This window comes from Variovorax sp. 05T418, assembly GCF_056396385.1.
In genome coordinates, this window is the sequence record NZ_JBFTLJ010000004.1 from 445900 (window position 1) to 468934 (window position 23035).

27 protein-coding genes and 2 tRNA genes are annotated in these 23035 nt (G+C 65.7%); 6 read left to right on the plus strand and 23 right to left on the minus strand.

The window, feature by feature from the left end:
- Positions 1 to 65: 65 nt before the first annotated feature.
- Positions 66 to 2495, minus strand: a complete 2430-nt coding sequence (locus AC1DMS_RS10615; protein WP_478180976.1) for a UvrD-helicase domain-containing protein — start codon at positions 2493 to 2495, stop codon at positions 66 to 68.
- A gap of 61 nt (positions 2496 to 2556) precedes the next feature.
- Entirely contained in the window at positions 2557 to 3018 is a 462-nt protein-coding gene (gene azu / locus AC1DMS_RS10620) for an azurin (protein WP_436299792.1), read from the minus strand.
- A 345-nt stretch (positions 3019 to 3363) separates the two neighbouring features.
- Here azu and AC1DMS_RS10625 point away from each other — a divergent pair, with 345 nt between their 5' ends.
- Positions 3364 to 4341 (plus strand): GMP reductase, encoded by a 978-nt coding sequence (locus tag AC1DMS_RS10625; protein WP_012746677.1) that lies wholly within the window; start codon positions 3364 to 3366, stop codon positions 4339 to 4341.
- A gap of 11 nt (positions 4342 to 4352) precedes the next feature.
- Here AC1DMS_RS10625 and AC1DMS_RS10630 read toward each other — a convergent pair whose 3' ends face one another.
- Positions 4353 to 5219 (minus strand): alpha/beta hydrolase, encoded by an 867-nt coding sequence (locus AC1DMS_RS10630; protein ID WP_478180977.1) that lies wholly within the window; start codon positions 5217 to 5219, stop codon positions 4353 to 4355.
- A gap of 94 nt (positions 5220 to 5313) precedes the next feature.
- Between AC1DMS_RS10630 and AC1DMS_RS10635 the strand changes: the two genes are divergently transcribed.
- The 3 genes from AC1DMS_RS10635 to AC1DMS_RS10645 all read left to right on the plus strand — a co-directional run bounded on the left by AC1DMS_RS10635 (position 5314) and on the right by AC1DMS_RS10645 (position 8108).
- Positions 5314 to 5389 (plus strand) — tRNA-Ala (locus AC1DMS_RS10635).
- A 319-nt stretch (positions 5390 to 5708) separates the two neighbouring features.
- Positions 5709 to 7400, plus strand: coding sequence for a sensor histidine kinase (locus tag AC1DMS_RS10640; RefSeq protein ID WP_478180978.1), 1692 nt, complete (start codon positions 5709 to 5711; stop codon positions 7398 to 7400).
- Positions 7401 to 7418: 18 nt separating this feature from the next.
- Positions 7419 to 8108: a response regulator gene (locus AC1DMS_RS10645; protein WP_012746674.1), complete on the plus strand. Its 690-nt coding sequence runs from the start codon at positions 7419 to 7421 to the stop codon at positions 8106 to 8108.
- A 19-nt stretch (positions 8109 to 8127) separates the two neighbouring features.
- Here the strand turns inward: AC1DMS_RS10645 and AC1DMS_RS10650 are convergent, their stop codons facing one another.
- From AC1DMS_RS10650 to AC1DMS_RS10725, 16 genes are all read right to left on the minus strand, one after another.
- Entirely contained in the window at positions 8128 to 9033 is a 906-nt protein-coding gene (locus tag AC1DMS_RS10650; protein ID WP_012746673.1) for a type II secretion system F family protein, read from the minus strand.
- Between the two features lie 12 nt (positions 9034 to 9045).
- On the minus strand, positions 9046 to 10038 hold the full coding sequence (locus tag AC1DMS_RS10655; RefSeq protein WP_012746672.1) for a type II secretion system F family protein: 993 nt from the start codon (positions 10036 to 10038) through the stop codon (positions 9046 to 9048).
- A gap of 9 nt (positions 10039 to 10047) precedes the next feature.
- Positions 10048 to 11421: a TadA family conjugal transfer-associated ATPase gene (locus tag AC1DMS_RS10660; protein WP_012746671.1), complete on the minus strand. Its 1374-nt coding sequence runs from the start codon at positions 11419 to 11421 to the stop codon at positions 10048 to 10050.
- Positions 11422 to 11475: 54 nt separating this feature from the next.
- Complete coding sequence (locus AC1DMS_RS10665; RefSeq protein ID WP_012746670.1) at positions 11476 to 12627, minus strand: CpaE/TadZ family protein; 1152 nt, start codon at positions 12625 to 12627, stop codon at positions 11476 to 11478.
- Positions 12628 to 12658: 31 nt separating this feature from the next.
- A complete protein-coding gene (locus AC1DMS_RS10670; RefSeq protein ID WP_012746669.1) occupies positions 12659 to 13108 on the minus strand; it encodes a TadE family protein in 450 nt (149 codons plus the stop codon).
- Positions 13105 to 13563: a TadE family protein gene (locus AC1DMS_RS10675; protein WP_012746668.1), complete on the minus strand. Its 459-nt coding sequence runs from the start codon at positions 13561 to 13563 to the stop codon at positions 13105 to 13107. The genes AC1DMS_RS10670 and AC1DMS_RS10675 overlap by 4 nt, the downstream gene beginning before the upstream one ends.
- Positions 13564 to 13573: 10 nt before the next feature.
- Positions 13574 to 14803, minus strand: a complete 1230-nt coding sequence (locus AC1DMS_RS10680; RefSeq protein ID WP_012746667.1) for a pilus assembly protein TadG-related protein — start codon at positions 14801 to 14803, stop codon at positions 13574 to 13576.
- 45 nt (positions 14804 to 14848) lie between these two features.
- Positions 14849 to 15025, minus strand: coding sequence for a Flp family type IVb pilin (locus tag AC1DMS_RS10685; protein ID WP_012746666.1), 177 nt, complete (start codon positions 15023 to 15025; stop codon positions 14849 to 14851).
- A gap of 88 nt (positions 15026 to 15113) precedes the next feature.
- The gene (locus AC1DMS_RS10690; protein ID WP_012746665.1) at positions 15114 to 15290 is read right to left on the minus strand and encodes a Flp family type IVb pilin; all 177 of its coding nucleotides are present in this window, start codon (positions 15288 to 15290) and stop codon (positions 15114 to 15116) included.
- 85 nt (positions 15291 to 15375) lie between these two features.
- A complete protein-coding gene (locus tag AC1DMS_RS10695; protein WP_012746664.1) occupies positions 15376 to 15585 on the minus strand; it encodes a Flp family type IVb pilin in 210 nt (69 codons plus the stop codon).
- Between the two features lie 129 nt (positions 15586 to 15714).
- Entirely contained in the window at positions 15715 to 15996 is a 282-nt protein-coding gene (locus AC1DMS_RS10700) for a hypothetical protein (protein ID WP_478180979.1), read from the minus strand.
- 20 nt (positions 15997 to 16016) lie between these two features.
- The gene (locus AC1DMS_RS10705) at positions 16017 to 17531 is read right to left on the minus strand and encodes a type II and III secretion system protein family protein (protein WP_012746662.1); all 1515 of its coding nucleotides are present in this window, start codon (positions 17529 to 17531) and stop codon (positions 16017 to 16019) included.
- 22 nt (positions 17532 to 17553) lie between these two features.
- Complete coding sequence (gene cpaB, locus AC1DMS_RS10710) at positions 17554 to 18396, minus strand: Flp pilus assembly protein CpaB (protein WP_012746661.1); 843 nt, start codon at positions 18394 to 18396, stop codon at positions 17554 to 17556.
- A 42-nt stretch (positions 18397 to 18438) separates the two neighbouring features.
- Complete coding sequence (locus tag AC1DMS_RS10715; RefSeq protein WP_012746660.1) at positions 18439 to 19023, minus strand: A24 family peptidase; 585 nt, start codon at positions 19021 to 19023, stop codon at positions 18439 to 18441.
- 10 nt (positions 19024 to 19033) lie between these two features.
- A complete protein-coding gene (locus AC1DMS_RS10720) occupies positions 19034 to 19180 on the minus strand; it encodes a hypothetical protein (RefSeq protein ID WP_012746659.1) in 147 nt (48 codons plus the stop codon).
- A gap of 258 nt (positions 19181 to 19438) precedes the next feature.
- Complete coding sequence (locus AC1DMS_RS10725) at positions 19439 to 20146, minus strand: SDR family NAD(P)-dependent oxidoreductase (RefSeq protein ID WP_012746658.1); 708 nt, start codon at positions 20144 to 20146, stop codon at positions 19439 to 19441.
- A 138-nt stretch (positions 20147 to 20284) separates the two neighbouring features.
- On the opposite strand from AC1DMS_RS10725, the gene AC1DMS_RS10730 reads away from it, so the two are divergent.
- Positions 20285 to 20360 (plus strand) — tRNA-Lys (locus AC1DMS_RS10730).
- Positions 20361 to 20437: 77 nt separating this feature from the next.
- On the opposite strand, the gene AC1DMS_RS10735 is transcribed toward AC1DMS_RS10730, so the two are convergent.
- Positions 20438 to 20848 (minus strand): hypothetical protein, encoded by a 411-nt coding sequence (locus AC1DMS_RS10735; protein ID WP_278881523.1) that lies wholly within the window; start codon positions 20846 to 20848, stop codon positions 20438 to 20440.
- A 34-nt stretch (positions 20849 to 20882) separates the two neighbouring features.
- On the opposite strand from AC1DMS_RS10735, the gene AC1DMS_RS10740 reads away from it, so the two are divergent.
- On the plus strand, positions 20883 to 21224 hold the full coding sequence (locus AC1DMS_RS10740; protein WP_436301463.1) for a hypothetical protein: 342 nt from the start codon (positions 20883 to 20885) through the stop codon (positions 21222 to 21224).
- Between the two features lie 6 nt (positions 21225 to 21230).
- Here AC1DMS_RS10740 and AC1DMS_RS10745 read toward each other — a convergent pair whose 3' ends face one another.
- Genes AC1DMS_RS10745 through AC1DMS_RS10755 form a run of 3 tightly spaced genes read right to left on the minus strand, consistent with a single transcriptional unit; the run spans position 21231 to position 22992 of the window.
- Entirely contained in the window at positions 21231 to 21689 is a 459-nt protein-coding gene (locus tag AC1DMS_RS10745) for an acyl-CoA thioesterase (protein ID WP_436299785.1), read from the minus strand.
- The gene (locus AC1DMS_RS10750; RefSeq protein ID WP_012746654.1) at positions 21689 to 22216 is read right to left on the minus strand and encodes a MarR family winged helix-turn-helix transcriptional regulator; all 528 of its coding nucleotides are present in this window, start codon (positions 22214 to 22216) and stop codon (positions 21689 to 21691) included. Before AC1DMS_RS10750 ends, AC1DMS_RS10745 begins: the two co-directional genes overlap by 1 nt.
- Positions 22216 to 22992 carry an SDR family NAD(P)-dependent oxidoreductase gene (locus AC1DMS_RS10755; RefSeq protein WP_012746653.1) on the minus strand — a complete coding sequence of 259 codons (777 nt, stop codon included), beginning with the start codon at positions 22990 to 22992 and terminating at the stop codon, positions 22216 to 22218. Before AC1DMS_RS10755 ends, AC1DMS_RS10750 begins: the two co-directional genes overlap by 1 nt.
- Positions 22993 to 23035 lie beyond the last annotated feature (43 nt).

Sequence of the window (23035 nt, forward strand, 5' to 3'; positions counted from 1 at the left end):
TAAAAATCGCTCAAAAAGCCCGTGGTTACTGCAGCCTCAGCTATTTGTTTAATAGCAGCACGCGCTCACACCGGCGTGAGCTTGGCCACCGACAGCGCAAGCCACTTCACGCCGTGGCGCGCGAACTTGACCTGCGCGCGCGCGTCGTCGACGCTGCCTTCGAGCGACAGCACCGTGCCTTCGCCGAACTTGTTGTGGAACACCTGCATGCCCGAGCGCAGGCCGTGCGAGGGCGCGGCCTTCTGGGGCGGCACCGGCGGGCTCGCGAAGCTGTCCTTGTTGCCGCCGTAGCCGCCACCGCCGCTGTAACTGCCTCCACCGCCGCGCGTGCTCGCATAGCCGCCGCCATAGCCGAAGGCCGAGGGCGTGAAGGCCTGGTTCTTCGGCGTGAGCCACTTGAGCGCGCCTTCGGGCAGCTCCTCGAAGAAGCGGCTCTTCACGTTGTAGCGTGTCTGGCCGTGCAGCATGCGCGTCTGCGAATGGCTCAGGTACAGGCGCTTGCGTGCGCGCGTGATCGCCACGTACATCAGGCGGCGCTCTTCCTCGAGGCTCTCGAAGTCACTCATGGAGTTCTCGTGCGGGAACAGGCCCTCTTCCATGCCGGTGATGAACACGCAGTCGAACTCCAGCCCCTTGGCGGCGTGAACGGTCATGAGCTGCACCGCGTCCTGCCCGGCCTGCGCCTGGTTGTCGCCCGACTCGAGCGCCGCATGCGTGAGGAACGCAGCCAGCGGGCTCAGCGTTTCGCCGGTCTCGGCATCGGGCGCGAGCGGTTCGTCGATGACGGGCCGATTCGGGTCCAGGCCCTGGCTCGCGGGCGACTGGCGCAGCTCGTCGATGGGCAGCGCCACGGCATCGCGGCCGAAGCCTTCCTGCGTGACGAAGCTCTCGGCCGCGTTCACCAGTTCTTCCAGGTTCTCGATGCGGTCGGCGCCTTCGCGGTCGGCCTTGTAGTGTTCGACGAGGCCGCTGTGGTCGAGCACCAGCTCGATGATCTCGCGCAGGCTCGCGCCCTGCGTCTGCTCGCGCAGCACGTCGATCTTGGCCACGAAGGCCGTGAGGTTCGAGCCCGCCTTGCCGCCGACGGCATGCACCGCGTCGTGCAGCGAACGGCCCGCCGTGCGCGCCGCGTCCTGCAGTTGCTCGAGCGTGCGCGCGCCGATGCCGCGCGGCGGAAAGTTGACCACGCGCAGGAAGCTGGTGTCGTCGTCCTTGTTCTCGAGCAGGCGCAGGTAGGCCAGCGCGTGCTTGATTTCGGCGCGCTCGAAGAAGCGCAGGCCGCCGTACACGCGGTACGGCACCGAGGCGTTGAAGAGCGCCGTTTCGATCACCCGGCTCTGCGCATTGCTGCGGTAGAGCACGGCCATTTCCTTGCGGTCGAAGCCGTCGCGCACGAGCTGGCGCATTTCCTCGACCATCCACTGCGCCTCGGCCAGGTCGGTGGGCGATTCGTACACGCGCACCGGCTCGCCCGGGCCCTGGTCGGTGCGCAGGTTCTTGCCCAAGCGCTTCTTGTTGTGGCTGATGAGTTCGTTGGCCGAGTCGAGGATGTTGCTGTAGCTGCGGTAGTTCTGCTCCAGCTTGATCTGGTGGCGCACATCGAACTCGCGCACGAAGTCGGCCATGTTGCCCACGCGCGCGCCGCGAAAGGCGTAGATGCTCTGGTCGTCGTCGCCCACGGCAATCACGCTGTTGTTCTCGCCCGGCACGAACTGGCCTCCGGCCGCGGTGCTGCCCGACAGCATCTTGATCCATGCGTACTGCAGGCGGTTGGTGTCCTGGAACTCGTCGATCAGGATGTGGCGGAAACGCCGCTGGTAGTGCTCGCGCACCGGGTCGTTGTCGCGCAGCAGTTCGTAGCTGCGCAGCATGAGTTCGCCGAAGTCGACCACGCCTTCGCGCTGGCACTGCTCTTCGTAGAGCTGGTAGAGCTCTACTTTCTTGCGGTCGTCCTCGGTGCGGATCTCCACGTCCTTCGGGCGCAGGCCGTCTTCCTTGGCGCCGGCAATGAACCACTGGGTCTGCTTGGCCGGAAAGCGCTCGTCGTCGACGTTGAACTGCTTCATGAGCCGCTTGATGGCCGAGAGCTGGTCCTGCGTGTCGAGGATCTGGAAGGTGGACGGCAGGTTGGCCAGCTTCCAGTGCGCGCGCAAAAAGCGGTTGCACAGGCCGTGGAAGGTGCCGATCCACATGCCGCGCACGTTGACGGGCAGCATTGCCGTGAGCCGCGTCATCATTTCCTTGGCGGCCTTGTTGGTGAAGGTCACGGCCAGGATGCCGCCGGGGGAGACCTGGCCGGTCTGCAGCAGCCAGGCGATGCGGGTGGTCAGCACCCGCGTCTTGCCCGAACCGGCGCCGGCAAGGATCAGCGCATTGCCCGCAGGCAAGGTGACCGCGGCACGCTGCTCGGGGTTGAGGTTGGCGAGCAGGGGCGAATCGGCCGCTGGGGATGGGGGTGCGCCGGCAGTGGCGTCGTACGAGCCGAAAAGAGACATCCCGGCATTGTAGGAAGCCGGGGCGTCCCGACGCGGCGGCGGGGTTGCCCGCGCCCTTCTTTTACTTCACGAGTTTCAGCGTGCCCTTCATGATCGACGAATGGCCCGGGAAGGAGCAGAAGAAGGTGTAGCTGTCGGCCGCGCTCAGCTTGGCGACCGGAAAGCTCACGCTGTCGCTTTCGCCGCCGCCGACGACCTTGGTGTGCGCCACGACGCGCGCGTCGCCGGCCTTCACATAATCTTGCGGCAGGCCGGCAGCAACGCCATCGGCGGCGACCGCCTGCACGTCGGCCGTCTTGGCAAGCACCCAGTTGTGGCCCATGGCCTGCTTCGGCAGCTTGCCGGCGTGCTTGAGCTTGACGGTGAATTCCTTGCAGCTCTTGCTCACCTCGATGGCAGGCTTGTTGAACTGCATGGCGTCGTTGCCTTCGATCTCCACGCTGCAGTCGGCAGCGAAGGCGGAGGAAGCGGCGAGAGAAGCGAGCGCCAGAACGGCGGTGGCGGCGAGGCGGCGGCGAAGCATGGGAACGGTCTCCAGAAGAAGAAATGAACGGGGCGCAAGAGGTGCTGCGCCAGCGGCATTGTCGAGCGCGCCCGCCGCGCGGCACTGATCTGCGTCAAATGGTACTGCTGCGGGGCGCGCTTCGCCAATACGGCCCGGCCGGGCAGACCGGCTGGCGAATAAGGTCTATACGAAAGCGCGCAGGAAGGCGCGGCGCCACCTCCCTATAATCAATCACCGGGCCCAAGTTTCTTGTCGCCCGGTTTTTTTGTGCCTGCATGGCGCCAATGACCGGGCCGGGACCAAGCGCCCACGCCGCTCCGAAATCGTTCGGCGGCGCACCTTTCACAGGAAGCTTGGTTTCTCATGCAGATCTTCGATTACGACAACATCCTTTTGCTTCCGCGCAAGTGCCGCGTGGAAAGCCGCTCGGAGTGCGACGCCAGCGTGACGCTCGGCGCGCGCAGCTTCCGCCTGCCGGTGGTGCCGGCCAACATGAAGACGGTGGTGGACGAGCCGATCTGCCTGTGGCTCGCGCAGAACGGCTACTTCTACGTGATGCACCGCTTCGACCTGGACAACGTGAAGTTCGTCAAGCAGATGCACGCCAAGGGCGTGTTCGCCTCGATCTCGCTGGGCGTGAAGAAGCCCGACTACGACACCGTCGACCAGCTGGTGGCCGAGGGCCTCGTGCCCGAATACATCACGATCGACATCGCGCACGGCCATGCCGACAGCGTGAAGAACATGATCGGCTACCTCAAGCAGAAGCTGCCGGGCTCGTTCGTGATTGCCGGCAACATCGGCACGCCCGAAGCGGTGATCGACCTGGAAAACTGGGGCGCCGACGCCACCAAGGTCGGCATCGGCCCGGGCAAGGTCTGCATCACCAAGCTCAAGACCGGCTTCGGCACCGGCGGCTGGCAGCTCAGCGCGCTCAAGTGGTGTGCGCGCGTGGCAACCAAGCCGATCATCGCGGACGGCGGCATCCGCGACCACGGCGACATTGCCAAGAGCGTGCGCTTCGGCGCCTCGATGGTGATGATCGGCTCGCTCTTTGCGGGGCACGAGGAATCGCCGGGCCGCACCGTCGAGGTCGACGGCGCGCTCTTCAAGGAGTACTACGGCTCCGCCAGCGACTTCAACAAGGGCGAATACAAGCACGTCGAGGGCAAGCGCATCCTCGAGCCCATCAAGGGCAAGCTGGCCGACACGCTGATCGAGATGGAGCAGGACGTGCAAAGCTCCATCAGCTACGCGGGCGGCCGCGCGCTGATGGACATCCGCAAGGTCAACTACGTCACGCTCGGCGGCGACAACGCGGGCGAGCACCTGCTGATGTAGGCCCGGCCGGGTCAGGCCTCCAGCAGCTGCACCGCATCGCGATGCAGCCTGTGGGCCGGATCCGCCAGCGCGTCGACGATGCTGAAGTGGTTCAGCCCGGCAAGCGATTCGCACACGGGCACGGCGTTGCGGCCCCACGCCTGGCGTATCAACGCATTCTGGCGAATGAACTCTTCGCTCTCCTCGGCCCCCACCAGCGCATGGAGCTGGCCGCGCGCGGGGGCCGGCCAGAGCGCGGGGCTGGCGCGCCGCGCATCCGCATCGCCGAGCTTCAGGACGTTTTCGAGGAACGGCGTGCGCTGCAGCGGCCGAAGGTCGTGCAGGCCCGAGATCGACAGCGCATTGCGCACCAGCTGCGCCGGCAGGTCGGGCGCGACCGCCTTCCAGTCGCAGGCCAGCAGCGCCGCCGCCATATGGCCGCCGGCCGAGTGCCCGGCCACGGTGATGCGCGAGGGGTCGGCACCAAAGCTCGCGGCATGGCGCCAGGTCCACTCGAGCGCGCGCACCATCTGCATGAGGATGCCCGGCACGGTGACGGGTTCCTCCGCCGTTCCGGGGCACAGCGCGTAGTTGGGCATCACCACGCACACGCCGCGGTCGTTGAATGCGGGCGCAATGAACGAATGGTCGCGCTTGTCCATTCCGCGCCAGTAGCCGCCGTGAATGAACACCAGCACCGGCGCGCCGGGCACGGGTGCGGGAAAGATGTCGAGCGTCTCGTTCACGCCCGGGCCATAGGGCACGTCGATGCGGCCGGCCAGGGCTTCGCGCACGGCTTGCGAGTCGCGCCCCCAGCGGGCGAAGTACGCCGGGTGATCCTTCACGCGCGCAAGATTGTTGTACATGCCTTCCAGCCAGGCGGGTTCGTACGAGGCCATGCAGGTGGTGCTTTCCTTCTTTTTTCGAAGGGCGCATCTTGGCATGCGGGCCATGCGCTCCCGGGCCTGTTCTGGTTAAAATCCGGTTTGCGTTGGGGGGGTAGCTCAGCTGGGAGAGCGCCGCGTTCGCAATGCGGAGGTCGTGAGTTCGATCCTCATCCTCTCCACCATCCCATCAAAAGGGCTCGGATTTTTCCGAGCCTTTTTCTTTGCCCGGCCACCGGGCACTCCTCCGAGCGCCGATACATCTGCTGGCTGGCAGCCGCAATTTGCATCATTCGGTAACAAAAGTACACATTGCGGTCGGGGTTAAACAAAAAGTATTGCTTTCGACTACAAAAGTAGTAATGTGAAATCCTCGCAGTTATTAATTTTGGCGCAAAAGTGAACCAAGGTGTTACCTCGCAGAGCTTCCGTCCCAGAGGCATCGGTGCCCTGTCGTGGATGGCTGGCGAGGCATGAGCCGTTCTATGCACTCGAAACCGCGCCATGCAAGCCCACTCCATCGACCCGGATTCCGGGACCGACTCCAGCCTCAGTGCCGATGCGCTCATGGTGGCGCGGATGCGGCTGGTGCTGTCGGTGTCGGCGCTGCTGGCGGTTGCGGTTGATCTTCACGATGCGCCGCAGCGGGTCGTAGGCAACGCGGTCTGGCTCACCTTCTCCTGCTACGCGATCTACAGCCTTGGCGTGTACATCTGCACGCGCAAGGGCCAGCCCTACTTCCAGGGCAAGGCCATCCACTGGTTCGATGTGCTGTGGTTCACGCAGATCGTCTTCGCGAGCGGCGGCACGGGCAGCCTTTATTTTCTCTTCTACTTCTTTGCCATCCTCACGTCGTCCTTCCGGTGGGGATACGAGGAAGGCGCCCGGGTCACCATGGCCTCGGTCGCCTCGTTTGCCGTCTGCGGCCTGGGAGCGAGCCTCGCGGGCGACACGCCGCAGCTGCTGATGCGCACCACCTTCCTGCTGGCACTGGGCCACATGATCGGGCACTGGGGCGGATCGAAGGTCGAGCTGCGGCGGCGCCTTTCCCTGCTGAGCCAGGTGAGCCGGCTGTCGAACCCCCGGTTCGGCGTGGCCCGCACGATCGCCAGCACCATGGAGAAGACGCTGGCCTTCTACAAGGCAAGCCACTGCGTGCTCCTGACGCGCGACACGGCCACCGGCAGCTGGGTCATGCGCACGCTCAGGCAAAGCCACGCGGGCGAGGCGGTCGACGTCGAGACTATCGACCAAGCTTTCGAATTGCCGCTGATGACGCTGAACCCCGGCCACATCGTGCTGCGCAACCGCCTGCCCTGGCCGCTGAGCCGGCTGTGCGTGCAGGGGCATGCCTTCGACCTGCGTCTGCGCCGCTGGTACCCGCAGGACGAGCCGGGCCTGCGGCGCAGCGCCGCGGTTGCCGCCATGCTGGAGGCGCGCTCCTTCATCAGCGCACCGCTGCCGACGCGCCAGGGAGAAGGACGCATCTACGTCTCGTCCGGCGAGGGGCATTTCCGCAAATCGGATGCGCTGTTCCTCTCGCACATGATGAACCAGGTCTTTCCCGTGATCGAGACCATCGGGGTGCTCGACCGGATGGCCTCGGAGGCGGCCTCGAAGGAGCGCCTGAAGATCTCGCTGGACCTGCACGACACCGCGATCCAGCCCTACATCGGCCTGAAGCTGGGGCTGAGTGCGCTGCGCAAGAAGGCGGGCGCCGACAACCCGCTGGTCGAAGACCTGGACAAGCTCGCCAGCATGGCCGATGGCGTGGTGGCCGACCTGCGCCACTATGCAGGCATCGTCAAGCATGGCGGCGAAAGCCACTGCGAGTTCATTCTTCCGCACCTGCACCGCCAGGCCGCGCGCATCAAGACGCTCTACGGCATCGACATGGAGATCCTGGTCGATGGCGATGTCCACCTGGACGACCGGATGACGGCCGAAGTGCTGCAGCTGGTGCGCGAAGGACTGAACAACATCTGCAAGCACACCCATGCGCACCGCGGCTGCATCCGCATCGGCTGCGGGGACGGCAAGCTGCAGATCGGGATCGAAAACGAGTCCTGCGGCATGGACTTCTCGAACTTCCGCCCACGTTCCATCAGCGAACGCGCAGCCGCCCTCGGGGGGCATGCGCAGGTCGGCCAGGGCGCGGGCGGCGCCACGGCCGTACTGATCGAAATACCCATCTAGGAAGGCGAAGGTGTCAAGATGCAAGCCACAACAACACCCCCCATCGGCGTCATGCTCGTGGACGACCACCAGACCATGCTCTGGGGCCTGTCGAAGCTGATCGACGGCGAGCAGCCGCGCATGAAGGTCGTTGCCACGGCCAACTGCTTCGAGCAGGCGCTGGAGCGGACCGAGCACCTGGTGCCCGACGTGATCCTGCTCGACCTGGACCTGGGGGGCCGATGCTCCCTCGACATCCTTCCCAAGCTGCTGTCGAACGACGTCTCGCGCGCGCTCATCCTCACGGCCGAGCGCAAGCAGCAGACGCTGGACCTTGCCGTGCTGCGCGGCGCCAGGGGCGTGCTGTGCAAGGACGCTTCGGCCGAAGAGGTGATCGATGCGATCGCGCGCGTGCACAACGGCGAGCTGTGCATCGACGCGCAGGCCATGGGCCGCGTATTCTCCGAGCTGACCGCGCCGAAGAAGCCCGTGAAGGCGGACCCCGAAGCGGCCCGGATCGCGAGCCTCACGCAGAAGGAGCGGCAGATCATCCGCGCCGTGGTGGAAGGCAGCGGCGCCGCGAACAAGACGCTCGCCTCGCGGCTGTTCGTGACCGAGCACACCTTCCGCAATCACCTCACGTCGATCTACCAGAAGCTCGACGTAGCCAACCGGCTCGAGCTCTACATCTACGCCATCAAGCATCAGCTCGACGCCGCGCCCCATTGAGCGGGCGCGGGCGCCGGGCTCACAGCCCGCCGCTGAGCATCGGCCCGATGATGCGCACGATGCGGATGGCCGCCGGCGTGAGGATGACCGCCGAGATGCATGGAAAGATGCAAACCACCAGTGGCAGCAGCATCTTGGTCGGCACCTTGGCGGCCAGCTCTTCCGCGCGAACCTGGCGCTTGTGGCGCAGGTCTTCCGAGAACACGCGCAGCGATTCGCCGATGCTGGTGCCGAACCGATCGGCCTGGGTCAGCATGGTCGCAAAGGTTCCGATTTCCTCCACGCCGGTGCGCAGCGCAAGGTTGCGCAGCGACTTCTCGCGCGTGCTGCCCGCACGCATCTCGAGGTTGGTCCAGTGCAGCTCCTGCGCCAGGGCTTCGCTCTTGACGCGGATCTCCTCGGTGACCTTGACCAGCGCGGCATCGAGCCCAAGGCCCGCCTCGACGCAGACCAGCATCAGGTCGGCCGCATCGGGAAAGTTCTCGAAGATCTCGCGCTGGCGGCTCTTGATCATCATGCGCAGCACGATGTTGGGCAGGTAGCAGCCGAGCAGTGCCACTACCGCCAGCCACAGCAGGGTCGTGACGCCGTCGTCTGCGCCCGCTGCACGTACGGTCACGAATGCCAGGGCCGCAAAACCGAGCGGCAGCAGCGTCTTCAGGCCGAAGTAGAAAAGGCTCGCGTCCGGGTGGCGGACGCCCGCGTTGAGGAACTTCAAGCGCAGCGGCGAGGTCTCGCCTTCGCCGGTAGGCGAAGACAGCTGGGCGAAGGGCCCGACGATCTTGACGGCGGTCTCGATCCAGGCGGACTTGCCCGCAGGTGCCACCGCCCGCAGCCGCTGCTCGGTACGCGTGGGCAGCATCCAGACCGCGAATCCGCCGACGGCGAGCGAAACGGCCACGAACACGAGAATGGGGAACAGCATGGCATTTCTCCTTCAGACACGGATCTTCACGATCTTGCGCAGGATCACCGCGCCGATGACCATCAGGCCCAGCATGTACTTGACGGCCGTGATACCGATCGGATCGGTCCACAGCGGCGACATGAATTCCGGGTTGAAGGCATTCAGGAGCGCCACCAGCGCAAAGGGCATCAGGCCGAGGATCCAGGCCGACAGCCGCCCTTCCGCCGACAGCACCCGCACCCGCGCCAGCAGCTTGAGGCGGTCGCGGATGAGCCGGCTCAGGTTGCCCAGCACCTCGGTCAGATTACCGCCGGAGTCGCGCTGAATCAGCACCGACACCACGAAGTAGCGCAGGTCGGTGAGCGGCACGCGCTCGCTCATGTTCGTGAGCGCCTGCTGCAGCGAAACACCGAAGCCGACCTCATCGGCCACCATGCGGAACTCGCCCGCGATGGGCTCAGACATTTCGTCACCGATCATCTGCACGCTGCTCGCGAACGAATGGCCCGCGCGCAGCGCGCGCGTCACCAGGTCCAGCGCGTCCGGCAGCTGCCTTTCGAGGTGCGCGAGGCGGCGGCTACGCCGATGGTTCAGATAGAGCAGCGGCACCGCGGCGCCGGCTGCGCTCACCAGCAGAGCAATCCATGCGGGCTGGTTCGCGAGCGACGTCATCGCAAAGAAAAAAAGCATGCCGGACAACGCGCAAGCCAGCAGCACATGGGACACGGTCCATTCCAGACCGGCCTGAAGAATGAAGCGGTCCAGGCGGTGGGCCCGCGGAAGCTTCAAGAGAACGCGCTGCATCCACGGCGCCTCGCTGAGCACGCGGTCCTTCACGAGCCGCGCCTGCGCGATGCGGTCGGTGGCCGCCGACAGCGCCTGCAGCCGCTTGCCGATCTTCTGCACCCCGGGGCCCCTGTAGGAGCGCCACAGCATGTACAGGCCCTCGATCACCATCAGCACCGTCACGAAGACCAGCACCGACAGCGTAATGAGCGTGTCTCCAACCAGGTTCTGGAACATGGGGGCCTCCTATTCGTAGTGCTTGTCGGGATCGAACATGGTGTCGGGCAGCACCACCCCGAAGGAGTGCAGGCGCTCGACGAACTTCGGCCGCACGCCGGTGGCATGGAAGTAGCCGCGCACCCGGCCGTCGGGGCCCATGCCGGTCTGGCGGAACGCGAAGATCTCCTGCATCGTGACCACCTCGCCTTCCATGCCGGTGATCTCCTGGATGCTGGTGACCTTGCGCCGCCCGTCGACCATGCGCAGAACCTGGATCACCACCGTGATGGCCGACGCGATCTGCTGGCGCACCGAGTGGTGCGGCAGGTTCAGGTTGGCCATGCTGATCATGTTCTCCAGCCGCGCCAGCGCGTCGCGCGGGCTGTTGGCGTGGATGGTGGTCAGCGAGCCTTCATGGCCGGTGTTCATGGCCTGCAGCATGTCGACCGCCTCGGCACCGCGCACCTCGCCAATCACGATGCGGTCGGGCCGCATGCGCAACGCATTGCGCACCAGCGCGCGCTGCGTGATCTCGCCCTTGCCTTCGATGTTCATCGGCCGGGTTTCCATGCGGGCCACGTGCGGCTGCTGCAGTTGGAGCTCGGCCGCGTCCTCGATGGTGATGATGCGTTCGGTGGCGGGAATGAAGCCCGAGAGAATGTTCAGCAGCGTCGTCTTGCCGGCGCCGGTGCCGCCGGAGATCAGCATGTTGATCTTCGCGCTGGCCAGCCCTTCGAGCATCAGCCCCATCTGAGGCGTCAGCGTCTTCAGGTCGTTCACCAGGTTCTCCATCTTCAGCGGGATCTTCGCGAAGCGGCGAATCGACATCATCGGGCCGTCCAGCGCCACCGGCGCGACCACCGCGTTGACGCGCGATCCGTCCGGCAGCCGGGCATCGACCATGGGACTCGATTCGTCGATGCGCCGCCCCACCAGCGAGACGATCTTGTCGATGATGCGCAGCAGGTGCTTCTCGTCGGTGAAGCTCACGTCCGTCAGCTCCAGCCGGCCCCTGCGCTCCACGTAGACCTGGTCGTGCGAGTTGACCAGGATGTCCGACACCGTCGGGTCGGCCATCAGCAGCTCGATCGGGCCGAAGCCGAGCATCTCGTGCTGGATGTCGCGGATCAGCATGCGCCGCTCGATGTCGTTCAGCGCCTCGGGCTCTTCTTGCAGCAGCCGCGCGACCATGGTGGAAATCTCCTGGCGCAGCACCTCGGGCTTCAGCGTTTCGAGCACCGCCAAGTCGAACCGGTCCAGCAGCTTCAGGTGCATTCGCTCCTTCAGGAGCTTATAAGAGTCCGAAGCAAAGGATGAAAGTGCCCCGTCGGTCACAGGTGGCGCCGGCGCGCGCGCGACCGGCGCGGCTTCGATCGCATTGAGCTGTTCTCTGAATGACATGTGGACCTGCCTTGCTGTTGGAGGAAGAAGATGCGCGGGGGTGCAATGGAGCTGTCAGGCCCGGCGGAAGAGCCGGCCGATCAAGCCTGGCGCTTCCTTCTGGCGCGGACTGAGCGTGTGCGCGATTTCCACGAGCCGTTTGCAGAGCGCGCTGCCGCGCGACATCTCGGCCAGCGGCACGCCGCGGTTGATCGAGGCGTCCACGTCCTTGCCACCGTCGGGCACGCTGACCAGCGTGGCCCCGCCCAGCGACCGGCGCATGTCGGACAAGCCGATCTCCGTGCCGCCGGCGCTGCGGTTGACCAGCAGCTCGACCTTGCCGGACGGATAGCCGAGCGACTTGAACACCTGCATGAGGCGCGTCACATTGCGGATGTGCGGCAGGCTGGGCTGGAGCACCGGAAAGATCCGGTCCGCACGGTCCAGCACGCGGATGGCGAGCGGATCGATGCGCAGGCCCAGGTCGAACAGCACGAAGTCATACTGCGCCGCGGCCACCTGCAGGATGGCGTCGATGTGCTCGGCCTTGACCTCCAATGCGCGCGAGAGATCTTCGGGGGCTGCAAGGATGCTGAAGCCCGGCGCCACTTTTACCGTGCTTGCGGCCAGCAGCGAGGCATCGAGCCGGCCGATGTCGCGCGCCACGTCGGCCAGCGTGGAGGTGGGCCGCAGGTCGCTCACGTAAGACAGCGCATCGCCGAACTGCAGGTTCAGGTCGATCAGCAGCACCGATCGGCGCATCGAGAGCTGATGCCCGATGTTGGTTGCCAGAAAGGTGGCGCCGCTGCCGCCCTTGGACGGCATGAACGCGACCACCTGGCCCGCCTCGCGCGCCTGGGTGCCGGCCATCTTGAGCGCAATGCGCTCCACGGCCGCTTCCAGCGCTGCCGGCTCGGGCGGCGAAGGCAGCACCTCGCGCACGCCCGAACGCATGGCAAGAATCAGAAACTCGGGCGTCTGCATCGCGCACAGCAGCACCACCGCAAGCGCGGGATGGCGCATCGTGAGCTGCTCCACCATGGCCACCTCGTGGGGGTCGCAGCACATGCCGTCCACCAGCAGCAGCTCGGGCGACGATTGCTCGACCACCCACTGCATGCGGCTCTTGCCTCCTTCGAACACCGAGACCGCGTGGGAGCGAGCCTCCAGCACCTTGCGCATGTCCTGCAGATGAGCGGAATTGGGGGAAATGATGGAGATTTTCATGGTGATGTGACTCAGGTTGATTGGGTGCGGATCAGGAGCAGACGGCGCTGCTGTTCGGATCCTGTCCCATGATTTCGCGCGGCAGATAGGTGGAAAAACTCGGCATCGGGATCGCGGCATGCGTTCCGAATCCGATGGGCGAGATCCACTGGTAGTCGAGATTGAGGATGCGGACATTCACGCCGCTGCAATTGGCGGCGGTACAGGCCGTGCTGACGCTGCCTGCCGCGTCGTACCAATCGACGCTGACGTTGGCTGCCGTCAATTGAGGCAGGAACTTCTGCATCTTGGAAAGCACGACGGTGGCATCTCGGTCGCACACGACGGCCGCGCGAGCGCCCCAGCGCGTCGCTTCTGCAGCTGCATTCCACGTCCACAACATGCGCGCGAAATCCATGATGCCCAGCAGGAAGGTCAGGAAGAGCATCAGGACCAGCGCGAACTCCACCGTGGTCGCGCCGACCTGCTTTGTTCGATTCATGATTGACCTCGCATGGTGGCGCTGATATCCCCGAACGGGATGTCTCCGTTCACATCGCCGAAGGTGAGCCCGAACACCCCGGTGATGAGCGGGCGGAACTTGTATCCCGTGACCTTGATGGTCACGGTATTGATGGCCGGGGCGCTGCCCTTGAACTGCCAGGTTGGGGTGGGAACCTGAGAAGTGCTGAGGCCCAGGACCAATGGCGAGCCGGCGCCGGCCGGGTTGCCGAAGACCACCAGGTTTTTGGCGGTCGTGATCTTGGCAGGATCCGTGCTTGCGATCGATGGGTCCTGGGTGGACAGGTAGCGGGAGGCGTCGCGCAGCGATTTCGCGATGGTGTTGTACTGATACAGCGCCCGCCCGAATTCTGTCGTGATGAACGTCAGGATGAGCAGCAATGGAAGGATCAGGGCAAACTCGATCAACGCCACCCCGTTCTGCTTCTTCTTCATGACATCTCTCCTACTGTACGAGCGTAGGGACCTTGGGGCCGCTCGTACCGCCGGCCAGGCCCGCGGTGGCACAGGGACTGCCAGCTGACTCCGCATCGCCGATGAACTCGAGCCACATCTTCGAGTTCTTTCCGCTCGCGTTCTTCTCCAGCGGATGCAGCATCAGCATGCAGGCAAAGCCCTTGAGCGTGATCGATGGGCAATCGACCACGGCGGTCGTGACCACGCGTCGATTGGCGCCCTTGGTGTAGTCGGTGGAACTGAAATTTCCCTGGGTCTTGAGGTTCTTGGTATCGGGATTCTTGTTGTCCCCTTCGTATGGCGCGAATGCGTTGCGCTTGGCAGCAAATCCGTTCGGTCCGGAGTCGTCATACCTGCCTGGGTTGGTGGCGGCAACGCTGTCGGCATACCATGCATACCCGGTCTGATCGGGAATGGCAGTCGCTGCGCTGAGGCTGCCCTGATAGATGCCGAAGCGGGTATTCCAGGCCGCGACCGCGCCATTGGTCTTGCCCGCCTTGCCGACGTTCGTCGCCATGCCCGGAAGGCCGCATTGCCCGCTGCTCGTCAGGAGATCCTTGATCTCGCGTGCCCCGCCGCCGCTGCCGGAAAAATCCACCCAGCGAAACTGACCAGATTCCACATCGTCGTTGCTATTGGTCACGCCTTCGATCCATTCACCCCGCGCGAACCCCCAGCCGGGCGTGGCGGTTCTTTGGCAGACGCCAACGGGAACAAGGCAATTGGTCTGTGACGGCGCCCTCGTGGCAACCGCGACAGCGGCCACGCTCTTGGATGCCCCGTACGTGCTGTTTCCACTGAACGCGCTCAGGGCATGGAGGATCCAAGGCGCGATGCCCGACTTCGTGTGTAGGCACTTGGCGTACCTGGCATTCGCGATGGGCGTAAAAGTATGGCTGTAGGTGCCGATCAAAGAGTCGCTGAACACGACCTCGGTTTGGGCCAGCCCAGTCGCCTCGCCTTGAAAATTTATCTTGTTGAGATCGGCCGCGGTCTTGCCTGCGCTGGTGGCCCGCGTCAATGCATCGCCGGCGCCGTCGAGTTCCTGCGCGGCCGACAGGGCACAACTGTCCAGGGCGGTCTGCAACTCGGTTTTCACGATGAAGAGGCGGCCAAAGTCCAGCGCAATGCCCATGAATCCGAGGAGGAACAGCAGGACCAGCGCGACGGTGATGATCACCGCGCCGCTTTGGCGGTGGCCAGAAGGATGGACTTTCATGATCGACTTCCTGTGCAATGGTGTCGGCTCGGAAAACCCGGCGCTTCAGCCACAGTCCACGCCGCCGAGGCAGGCGCGGACGACATCAACGAGATCAGCGAGGCCGGCGTCCGTTACCAGCGGCCGCAGCGAGGTGATCAGCAGGATCGAGATCACCGCAATGACCAGCGCGTACTCCACCATTTGGGCGCCGCTTTCGTCCGCCAGAAATGACTTGAACATGATGAGTACCTCGCTTTTCGTTTTGATTGGCCTTTAGACGCGGAGGGCGGGGATTGGACGAGCCGTCCTCGCCCCGTCTTCGAACTGCTCACGGGCAGGTGGTTGTCGTGAGGCAATTGGTCACGTGGGTGAGGAAGGTCGTGAAGCTGCCGTTGTCGGTGAGCCCTCTCAGCGCGACAACCAGTGCGATCGAAACGACAGCGATGATCAGCGCGTACTCGATGACTTGAGCGCCGCTCTCGTCCTTCAGGAATAACTCGAACATGGTGGCTACCTCGTTTTCTGTGTTGAAAAGAACAGTGGGAGCAGAGGGAGCGGACAATGGCTTGTCCGCCCCACCCTCGAGCTGTTTACGGGCAGGTGGTTGTGGTGAGGCAATTGGTCACGTGGGTGATGAAGGTCGTGAAACCGCCGTTGTTGGCAGTAAGCCCCTTCAGTGCGACAACCAGCGCGATCGAGATGACCGCAATGATCAATGCGTACTCGATGACTTGGGCACCATCGTCGTCGCGCAGGAAGCTACGGGTGTATTGGCCAATGGCCTGAAGAACGTTGTTCATGAGTCTTTCCTTTCAAGGTTCAAATAAACGAATGGATTTCGTTGATCAATCAAACAGGTTGGGAAAATTGAGTAGTTGCAGTTCGTGGCGCTCTCCTTTCCGGACAGGGGTTGGTAATGCAAGCCGCGGTCACCTGGCGCCACCGCCAATCGCTCCGCCAATGTTGATGACATTCACCGCCGGCGGCGGCGCCTTGTAGGACTCGTGGTACTGCACCATCGACTCGCGCGACGCGCGGCCGTCCATGCCCACGACCGGGTTCCCGTCCTTGCCAGCATCGGGATTGATCGTCATCTTCCTTTTCGCGTCGCGCACCGCATCGCCAAAGCGCGCGTCGTAGTTGGGCGTGACGTGGGAGCAGCCGGTGGCCAGCAGCAGCGTCAGCGCGAGAGTGGTCGACTTGATGAACATGGTGGTGCTCCTCGCGGGTGTCATTGGGGTTGGCCGGCCGGTGCAACCGGTGCCGGGGTGGCGCTTTCGAGGCTGCCGTTCAGGTAGACCTCGGCGCGGCTGGGGACGACGTGGTTGTCGGTCGGCACGCGCGGCGCCTCGGCCAGCGGACGAACCAGGCGCGGCGTGATCACGAACATCAGCTCGGTCTGGTCGTTCTGGAACTCGGTGCTGCGGAACAGCGCCCCCATCACCGGCACTTCGCCCAGTCCGGGGTAGCGCTTGATGGATTCGGTGACGTTGCTCTTGATGAGCCCCGCGATGACGAAGCTCTGGCCGTCGTTGAGCTGCACGGTGGTGTCGGCGCGGCGCACCGTCAGCGAAGGCAGCACGGCGGTCACGCCGGTCACGGTGGTGAAGGGCGAGCCGGTCTGCGACAGGTCCGACACCTCCGAGATCATCTTGAGGTTGACGCGCCCGCCGTTGAGCACGGTCGGGGTGAACTTGACCCCGATGCCGAACTCCTTCTCTTCCAGCGTGATGTTGGTTCCCCCGCCGCCGGCGGCGCTCTGCGCGACCGGGATGAAGATCTTCCCGCCCGACAGGAAGCTTGCCTGCTGGCCGCTGATGGCCATGATGTTGGGCTCCGCCAGGATGCGCACCAGGCCGTCGTCCTTCTGGCCGTCGATGCCGACCGAGGTGCGGCCGATCCTGATCGCCTCGAGCAGGCCGCCGCCTCCGCTCAGGAAGCTGGAGATCAGCGAGTAGCTGTCGCGGCCGCCACCACCCGTGCGGCTCAGGCCCACGCGCGCGCCGAGCCGGTCCAGCAGCGTCTTGCTGACCTCTGCGATCTTCACTTCGAGCATCACCTGCTGCGGCGCCGTCACGCGCAGCAGGTTCACCACCTTCTTGCCGTCGGCGCCGTAGGCCATGGCCAGGCTCATCACGTCGTCGAGCTTGAGCGCATCGCTGATCTCGCCGGTGAGCACGATCGATTTCTCGGCGCTGCGCACGCGGATGTGGTTTTCTTCCGGCATCAGCTCGGCGAGCTTCGACTGCAACGCGCCCGGATCGATGGTGACGATCACGTCCTTGATGTAGCAGGTGCCATCGACGCTTTGCAGCACGACGTTCATCGAGCCCGCCTGGCGGCCGCGGAAGAACAGGTCGGTCGGGCTCAGCAGCGTGACGTCGACATCGGCGATGCCGTCGCCCGCGTTCGCCGCCGTGGCGGGGGCCGGTGCCGGCTGCCCTGCGGCTGCGGGTGCGGCGGCCGGCGCGCGGCTGGGCGGCTGGCCGCTGACCACGATGCGCGCAACGCGTGCCTTCAGCGGGATGACCACCGACTTGCCGAGCACGGCGTAGGTCGGCTGGTCGTCCGGGATGATCGCGGTGCAGCGCCGGGTGGCGGGCCCGGCCGGCGCTGCGGCCGGGGTTGCGGCAACGGCAGCAGCCGCCGCCGGGACCGCGTCCGCGGCCATCGCGGGTGCCGCCAGCGCCATGAGTGCCGCCAGCAGCCAGGCGGGTGAATAAGAAGAAGAAGAGAGATGTTGCACTTGGGTTCCTCCTGCGGGGTGATCAGAAGCAGTTGAGCGTGCGGGCTGCGTGCTGGATCACTTCCACGCACTCGGATTGCCGCTGCGCCATGGGGGCGGTGCGCGGCATGCGCGCGGGGGCCGGCCGCGCTGCCACGGTGGTGGAGATCGGCAGGATGTCCTTCTCGCCGAACAGCTGGCCCTTGGTGATGCCTGCGGTGGCAACCGTGGTCTTGTCCATCTGGTTGCGCAGCACCAGCGAGAGGGTTCCCACGCTGCGTGCCAGGTCGAGCTTTTCGGAGTCTTCGAGCGAAAGCTCCAGCGTCACGGCGCTGACCACCTTCGGCTTGGTGTCGTCGCGGTTGGCTTCCTGCGCCACTGCCAGCACCAGCACCTTCTCGAGCACGGTCTTGCTGATCTGGCGGCCCTCTTCGCCGCGGTTCTTGTCCTGCTGCGCGTTGACCATCACATCGACGTAGTTGCCCGGCAGCGCGAAGCCCGCCACGCCCACCACGTCGTTGACCCGCACGGTCATGGCACGCTTGCCGCTCGCAATGACCGCCGAGAGCCCGCCCTGGGTGCCGACCGGCGCGAGCTTGCCTTCCAGGATGGCCTCGCCGCGCAGCACGCCGACCTTGACCACGCGGTCCTCCAGCGACTTGGCGTCCTTGAACGAGCCGGCCGGCAGCGAGCCGCTCGGCCAGTCGACCAGCGACAGCATCTGCGGATTGACCCGGCTGCCCAGTTCGATGTCGACCGCGGCCACCACCACCTTGTTGGATGCGATTCCGCCCTGCCGGGAGACCCAGCCCGCTGCGTAGACCGCGGCCGCCAGGCCGGTCAGGAGGGCCAGCAGAAGCAGCCCGAGCGCCTTGATGTTTTTCATGCGAATCTCCGCCGTGGATGGATGGATGGAGGAAGGGACGGGCTAGACGAAGCCCAACTGATGCGCCAGGACCTGTACAACCGTCCCCACGCAAATACAGATGCCGTAAGGCAGCTTTCCGATGGATTGCCGCGTGTCGATCGTTCCGTTCGGCCGCACGCCCGCAATGCCCGAGACGACGATGCCCTGCGCCGCATCCTTGACGTTGGCCAGCATGTGGCCGAGCCGGCGCCGGTGGATGGCCACCGCCACGGCCGCGAAGCCGCCCGCGATGCAGGTGAAGAGAATGGCCTCCAGCGTCTGGTAGGGACCTATGAAGGCACCGACCATCGCCATCAGCTTGACGTCGCCCGCGCCCATGATCCCCAGCACATAGAACGGCAGCATGATCGCGAACCCGGTGCCCAGGCCGCCCAGGGCGTGCTGCAGGCCGGTCATCGGCGTGCGCGCCGCGAAGGCGCCGTAGATGATCGCGAAGGCCATGCCGCCGAAGGTCAGCCAGTTGGGAATGCGGTAGAAGCGCGCATCGCTGACTGCGGCCATCACCAGCAGCACGAAGAGCCCGCCCATGCGGAAGTCCGAGGCCAGCATGGCCAGCAGATCGAGGACGGCGTTGAATTCCTGCATGGTGCGAACCTCAGGCGCTGCGCCGCACGGCCAGCAGCAGGAGAAGGCACACAACCACCACCAGGGAGCCGATGAGCGCGAACTCCATGAACGACATGCCCGCGTCCTCGCGCAGCAGGGTCATGAAGCTTCGTGGCAGCAGGTTGAGCGTTTCCATGCGTGTTCCCCAGTGATGGTGTTGTCGACTGGCACCGCTTCGTTTTCCTTGCCGGGCCGAAGCGTCTTGCCGTGGAGTCACTGTAGAAATCGCGCCGCCTGCGCACATGAGCAGTGCGCCCCTTTTCCAGGGAGACAAGCGCCCCGCCCCCCGGGCCCGCACCCATGACAAACCGCCTGCCTGGGGGCGGCGGGCGGCGGAACGAAAAAAGGGCCCTGGCGTTGCCGCCAGGGCCCTTTTTGTTCGTCTTGTTTCAGCTCAGGTGTCGAGCGTCAGGTGCTGGCCGTGCAGCGCCGCGGCCGCGGGCGACGCAAGAAAGCCGATGGTCTGGGCCGCGACGGCGGTCGACACCCAGTCGGCGGGATTGGCGTCCGGCATGGCCTGCCGATTGGCCGGCGTGTCGAGCACGCTGGGCGCCACGCTGTTGATGGCCACGCCATGCGGGGCGGCCTCGGCGGCCGCGGCCTCGACCAGGCGCTGCAGCGCGCTTTTCGACGCGATATACGCCGCCATGGCCGGCAGGCCGCGCGCCGCCACCTTGGCCGTCACCGCCACGATGCGGCCGGCGCCGTGCTCGATCATCGAGGGCAGCACCGCCTGCGTCACCGCCACGAAGGACCAGGCATTGAGGTTCATCATGCGGTCCCAGCTTGCCCGCGAGAGCGCATGCGTGGCCTCGCCCATCTCGAAACCGCCGGCAATGTGGACCAGCGCGTCGATGCGGCCGAAGGCCTTGAGCGCCTGGCTCGCGAGCTCGGTCATGTCGGCCGCCGAGGTCACGTCGCCCGCCAGCAGCAGGTGCTGCGAATTGTCCAGGCCCGGAAAGACCTCGGCCAGGCGGTCCGCCCGGTGGTCGACCAGCGCCAGGCGCGCGCCCTGCTCGAGAAAATGCTGGACCACCGCACGGCCCAGCGCGCCCGCGGCTCCGGTGATCACAACATGGGACATGGTGGTGGTATCTGTCATGGAAGATCTCCTGATGGAAGGACCGCAGCCCCGTCGATGATGACGAATCCTAACGCCGCCGAACACAAAATCGTTGAGCCCCGGAATTTTTACGCTATACTTGCGGTCTTGCCAAAAAACGCAAAACGTTTTGTGCAAGGGCTCTTAGCTCAGTTGGTAGAGCAGCGGACTCTTAATCCGTAGGTCGAGTGTTCGAGTCACTCAGGGCCCACCAACCAACATCGCGGAAACGCTGAAAAGCCCGCTACCTCACCGGTAGCGGGCTTTTTTCATTGGCCTCCGCCTAGAGCACTACAGCGCGCCGTCCAGCCAGCCCTCGACAAGCCGCACCAGCACGTCCCGCCTTTCCCGCACCTCCGCCAGCAGGTACTGCCGCGCATGTTCCTGGGCCAGTTCGTTCGACAGAAACCAGGCCTCGCGCGCCGGGTTTCCGTGCGGGGGCGGCGCGCCCCATGCTGCGGCGCCGTTGCCTAGAAAGGCTTCCGTCACGGGCAGGCGCCCATCGGTGCGGCCCAGTTCCGACAGCGGGTTGCGCGGGCCGCCAAGTTCGATGCGGACGTGCACGATATCTTCTTCCACCGCGATGGACGCACCCATGCCGCCTTGCTGCTGCACCTGCCAGAGCTGGGCGGCGCTGGCATGGCGCACCCAGCTTTCCAATGCCCGCGCGAGGCTTTCGATGATGGCTTGCTTGTTGTCCATGCGGCACTCACTCCTTCGTGTTCGTATCGATGCCTTGCAGCACTGCTACCACTCGCCGACCTCGCGCACGCGCTGGTCGAGGTCGGGATATTCAAGGCTCCGGTCCGTTGGCGCAAGCGGAAGCGCCGGTGCACCCTGCCAGCCCCTCCCCATCGGCGACAACCCGGCGCGGCAGATCGAACAGCACTGCGAGGCGGAGCCGGGCTGGCTCGACAAGGAAGACCGTCCCTCCGAAGTGCCCGATGCGGCCGAAGAGCGCTTCATCGCGGCCGCGCGCGAGGCCTGGCGGCAGGCCAACGCCAAAGGAAAGAGGGAGCTCAGCGGCTGGCTCAAGCAGCGTGCGGCACGCGCGCCCGGCGAAGAGCCGCCGCCCTGACGCGCCTCAGGCGAGCGAGGGCGCGCCGCGCAGGATGGCCGTGCGCAGGTCCTGCGGAATTTCGACGGCGCGATGGCTCTCGAGCGAGGTGGTCACGAGCACCTGCTTCATCTGCATGCGCAGTTCGCCGCTGGCGGGGTCGAAGCAGCGCAGCACGAGCGTCATGGAGCGCGAGCCCAGCCGCTCCACCGCAAGGCCCAGCACGACTTGATCGCCCATGCGGCTCACGGCGCGGAAGTCGGCCTCGAGCCGCACCGTGGGCAGGCCGATGCGCCGCTCGGCGATGAGCGCGTGGTAGCCGATGCCGAGCCTTTCGCTCACCCAGTCTTCCACCAGGCCGTTGAGCATGACGAAGTACTGCGGATAGAAGACGATGCCCGCGGGGTCGCAATCGGAAAAGCGGATCATCCGCGCGCGCTGGAACTCGGCCTGCAGCGCTCCGGTTTCGCTTGTGCTCGTCGCCATCAGCCCTCCTCGCCCGCCGGCTCGCTGCGCATCACGTGCACGCGCAGCTGGCCGAGCTGGGCATGCATCTGCCTGACGGTCTTCATGTCGAGGCCCGAGAACATCTCGAGGATCCATTGCTCGTGTTCCTTGGCCATGGTCTCGAAGCTCGCGCGGCCCTTGGGCGTGAGGCTCACGATCCACGAGCGGCGGTCGTCGGGGCTGTGGGCGCGCGCCACCAGGCCGTCGCGCTCGAGTTCGTCGGTCAGGCCCGTGACGTTGCCGCCCGTCACCATCAGGTAGCGCGACAGCACGCGCATCTTCAGGCCCTCTTCATAGCGGTAGAGCTGGGCCATGTAGTCGAAGCGCGCCAGTGAGATGCCGAAGCGCTCGCGCAGCCGGCGCCGGATCTCGGCCTCGATCTGCGTGGTGCTGGCGAGCATGCGCAGCCACAGCCTGAGCATGGCGTGGTCTTCGCGGCCGGCGCGGGCCTCGTGGCCGAGCTCCTCGGCGTCGCTGAGCGCGGCATGCGAGGCGTCGTTGCGCATCACATCACCTCCCCGCCCGACACCGAGACCGACTGCCCGGTGACGGACGCGGCGCCCTCCCCGCAGAGCCAGCGCACCGCGTCGGCCACTTCGGCGGGCTGCACGATGCGCCGCTGCGGATTGGCGCTGGAGAACTCGGCCAGCGCATCGGCTTCGCTGCGGCCGGTCTTGCCCACCACGTTGGCAACGCTCGCGCGCAGGATGTCGGTGTCGGTGTAGCCGGGGCACACCGCGTTCACCGTGACGCCCTTGCGTGCCACCTCGAGCGCGAGCGAGCGCGTGAGCCCGACCACGCCATGCTTGGCCGCCGCATAGGCCGCGACGTAGGCATAGCCCTTCTGGCCCGCGGTGCTGGCGATGTTGACGATGCGGCCCCAGCCGGCTTCGAGCATGTCGGGCAGCGCGGCCTGCGTGCACAGGAACGTGCCGGTGAGGTTCACCGACAGCATGCGCTGCCAGAGCTCGGCCGAGGTCTTGAGAAAAGGCGCGCTCTCGGCCGCGCCTGCGTTGTTGACGAGGATGGCGAGCGGCCCGCGCTCGGCACGCGCCAGCGCGAAGGCCGACTGCACGGCCTGGGCGTCGGCCACGTCGGCCGCGGCAACGCCGTGGCCCTGGCCCGCGAGCGTCGCGGCCACGCGCCGGAGTGAATCGAGGTCGCGTCCCAGCAGCGTGAGCGTTGCGCCCTCGGCAGCCAGGGTGCGGGCGATCTCGGCGCCGATGCCGCGCGCGGCGCCGGTGACGAGGGCATGGCGGCCGGTCAGTGAATTTGCGTGCATACCTGAATTGTTTAGTCCTGAACTATTTTAGCGTGTGCGGCGC

Coding starts and splice junctions, on each gene's coding strand:
- AC1DMS_RS10655 (WP_012746672.1), bottom strand. CDS start 10,038: ATGTTCCAGAACCTGGTTGGAGACACGCTCATTACGCTGTCGGTGCTG.
- AC1DMS_RS10660 (WP_012746671.1), bottom strand. CDS start 11,421: ATGTCATTCAGAGAACAGCTCAATGCGATCGAAGCCGCGCCGGTCGCG.
- AC1DMS_RS10750 (WP_012746654.1), bottom strand. CDS start 22,216: ATGCGCAACGACGCCTCGCATGCCGCGCTCAGCGACGCCGAGGAGCTC.
- AC1DMS_RS10700 (WP_478180979.1), bottom strand. CDS start 15,996: ATGTTCATCAAGTCGACCACTCTCGCGCTGACGCTGCTGCTGGCCACC.
- AC1DMS_RS10630 (WP_478180977.1), bottom strand. CDS start 5,219: ATGGCCTCGTACGAACCCGCCTGGCTGGAAGGCATGTACAACAATCTT.
- AC1DMS_RS10650 (WP_012746673.1), bottom strand. CDS start 9,033: ATGCTGTTCCCCATTCTCGTGTTCGTGGCCGTTTCGCTCGCCGTCGGC.
- AC1DMS_RS10680 (WP_012746667.1), bottom strand. CDS start 14,803: ATGAAAGTCCATCCTTCTGGCCACCGCCAAAGCGGCGCGGTGATCATC.
- azu (WP_436299792.1), bottom strand. CDS start 3,018: ATGCTTCGCCGCCGCCTCGCCGCCACCGCCGTTCTGGCGCTCGCTTCT.
- AC1DMS_RS10670 (WP_012746669.1), bottom strand. CDS start 13,108: ATGAATCGAACAAAGCAGGTCGGCGCGACCACGGTGGAGTTCGCGCTG.
- AC1DMS_RS10695 (WP_012746664.1), bottom strand. CDS start 15,585: ATGAACAACGTTCTTCAGGCCATTGGCCAATACACCCGTAGCTTCCTG.
- AC1DMS_RS10715 (WP_012746660.1), bottom strand. CDS start 19,023: ATGCAGGAATTCAACGCCGTCCTCGATCTGCTGGCCATGCTGGCCTCG.
- AC1DMS_RS10720 (WP_012746659.1), bottom strand. CDS start 19,180: ATGGAAACGCTCAACCTGCTGCCACGAAGCTTCATGACCCTGCTGCGC.
- AC1DMS_RS10755 (WP_012746653.1), bottom strand. CDS start 22,992: ATGCACGCAAATTCACTGACCGGCCGCCATGCCCTCGTCACCGGCGCC.
- AC1DMS_RS10615 (WP_478180976.1), bottom strand. CDS start 2,495: ATGTCTCTTTTCGGCTCGTACGACGCCACTGCCGGCGCACCCCCATCC.
- AC1DMS_RS10625 (WP_012746677.1), top strand. CDS start 3,364: ATGCAGATCTTCGATTACGACAACATCCTTTTGCTTCCGCGCAAGTGC.
- AC1DMS_RS10665 (WP_012746670.1), bottom strand. CDS start 12,627: ATGAAAATCTCCATCATTTCCCCCAATTCCGCTCATCTGCAGGACATG.
- AC1DMS_RS10640 (WP_478180978.1), top strand. CDS start 5,709: ATGCAAGCCCACTCCATCGACCCGGATTCCGGGACCGACTCCAGCCTC.
- AC1DMS_RS10690 (WP_012746665.1), bottom strand. CDS start 15,290: ATGTTCGAGTTATTCCTGAAGGACGAGAGCGGCGCTCAAGTCATCGAG.
- AC1DMS_RS10735 (WP_278881523.1), bottom strand. CDS start 20,848: ATGGACAACAAGCAAGCCATCATCGAAAGCCTCGCGCGGGCATTGGAA.
- cpaB (WP_012746661.1), bottom strand. CDS start 18,396: ATGAAAAACATCAAGGCGCTCGGGCTGCTTCTGCTGGCCCTCCTGACC.
- AC1DMS_RS10645 (WP_012746674.1), top strand. CDS start 7,419: ATGCAAGCCACAACAACACCCCCCATCGGCGTCATGCTCGTGGACGAC.
- AC1DMS_RS10745 (WP_436299785.1), bottom strand. CDS start 21,689: ATGGCGACGAGCACAAGCGAAACCGGAGCGCTGCAGGCCGAGTTCCAG.
- AC1DMS_RS10725 (WP_012746658.1), bottom strand. CDS start 20,146: ATGACAGATACCACCACCATGTCCCATGTTGTGATCACCGGAGCCGCG.
- AC1DMS_RS10685 (WP_012746666.1), bottom strand. CDS start 15,025: ATGTTCAAGTCATTTCTGGCGGACGAAAGCGGCGCCCAAATGGTGGAG.
- AC1DMS_RS10675 (WP_012746668.1), bottom strand. CDS start 13,563: ATGAAGAAGAAGCAGAACGGGGTGGCGTTGATCGAGTTTGCCCTGATC.